Raw genomic sequence first — 1,519 nt, forward strand, 5'->3', positions numbered from 1 at the left:
ATCTGCGGCATCGCTCCGCATGTCTGGATGCCAGGCATCGACCATCCGAAACCGTTTGCGCGCCACACGGGCGCCGCGCTAAGCCTTGCGCCCCGCAGGTCGGGCAAGGGGTATGACAAGGATGCGCGGCATAGCCACAGATCGCCGCAATGCGCGGCAGGGGACGCCATGAGCGCCGCCATGCTGGCGGTGCTGGCCGCGCTGGTTCTGGTCACCACCTTTCTGGCGGGCGTCTTCGGCATGGCAGGCGGGATCATTCTGATGGCCGGGCTGCTGGCAATGCTGCCGGTGGCGGATGCGATGGTCCTGCACGGCACGACGCAGATCGTATCGAACGGCTGGCGGTCGGTGCTTTGGCATCGGTACATCCTGTGGGGCGTCCTGCTGCGCTATGTTCTGGGGCTGATCGTGGCGGGTGCGGTGTTCTTCAGCTTTGTCCTGCTGCCGGATGAACGGGTCATCTACCTGATGCTGGGGATCGTGCCCTTCCTCGGCCTCATGCTGCCTCAGCGCATGGTGCCGCAGGCGGATCGGCGATTCGGTGCGGAGTTGTGCGGCTTTGTCTGCACGGCGATGCAGTTGCTTTCGGGTGTCTCCGGCCCGCTGTTCGACGTGTTCTTTGTGCGCACCGACCTGGACCGCCGGGTGATCGTTGCCACCAAGTCGGCCTGCCAGGTGGTCACCCATCTGGCCAAGCTGGTCTACTTCGGTGTCCTGATCGGCGGTGCGTCGGATCTGGTCTGGGATCCGATGCTGCTGGCGGTGGCACTGGGAATGGCAGTGCTGGGCACCACGCTTGCGCGGCCGTTGCTGGAACGACTGACCGACCGCACCTTCCGGCAGGTCACGACGTGGCTCGTGATGGGCGTGGGGGCGATCTACCTCCTGCGCGGTGCTGCCGGCTTCCTCTGATCCTTTTCCCTTTGGCGCCCATGCGCATGGATGTTGCGCCCGCAGCATCCATGCTGCGCCGCGAAAATTCGACTTTGTGTGACGGTAGAGTTGACTGGAATCAAATTTTGTCGATGAAATGTCGCTGGGGAGAAAATCAGCGAGGAAAACATGCGCGTGGTGTCGTATCGGACAACCGGTCCGACCCGTCTTGGCATCCGCAAGGACGGTGCCCTGTGGGAGGCAGGGGACTTTCCGGCGAATTCCGACGGGTTCGGGAAACTGGCGGCGCAGGTCGCGGCGGGGGAACTGGCCCCCGGGCGGCGGGTCGAGGGATCCTGGCAGGCTGCTCTGCCGCTGGTGGCGGATGCGCGCATCATCTGCCTTGGCCTGAACTACGCCGAGCACGCGCGGGAAGGCGGACGCGAGCCGCCGGAGTACCCGGCCTTCTTCATCCGCGTCGACACCTCGATGATCGAGAACGGCGGCACAGTGCCGATGCCCGCCTGCAGCCACAAGATGGACTACGAGGCCGAGCTGCTGGTCGTGATCGGCAAGGGCGGGCGCGACATCCGCGAAGAGGACGCGCTGGACCATGTGTTCGGATACGGCCTCTTCAACGACATCT

General features: G+C 64.8%; 2 protein-coding genes. Both read left to right on the top strand.

Annotation, left to right across the window (positions count from 1 at the left end):
• On the top strand, positions 1-912 hold a 912-nt coding region (locus ACLD7X_RS16675; RefSeq protein WP_411424809.1), incomplete at its 5' end, for a TSUP family transporter.
• A gap of 150 nt (positions 913-1,062) precedes the next feature.
• Positions 1,063-1,519, top strand: a 457-nt coding sequence (locus ACLD7X_RS16680) for a fumarylacetoacetate hydrolase family protein (RefSeq protein WP_411424810.1), incomplete at its 3' end; no start/stop codon positions are given.

It is taken from the genome of Aphanothece microscopica RSMan92, from assembly GCF_046613545.2.
Lineage (GTDB): Bacteria > Cyanobacteriota > Cyanobacteriia > PCC-6307 > Cyanobiaceae > NIES-981.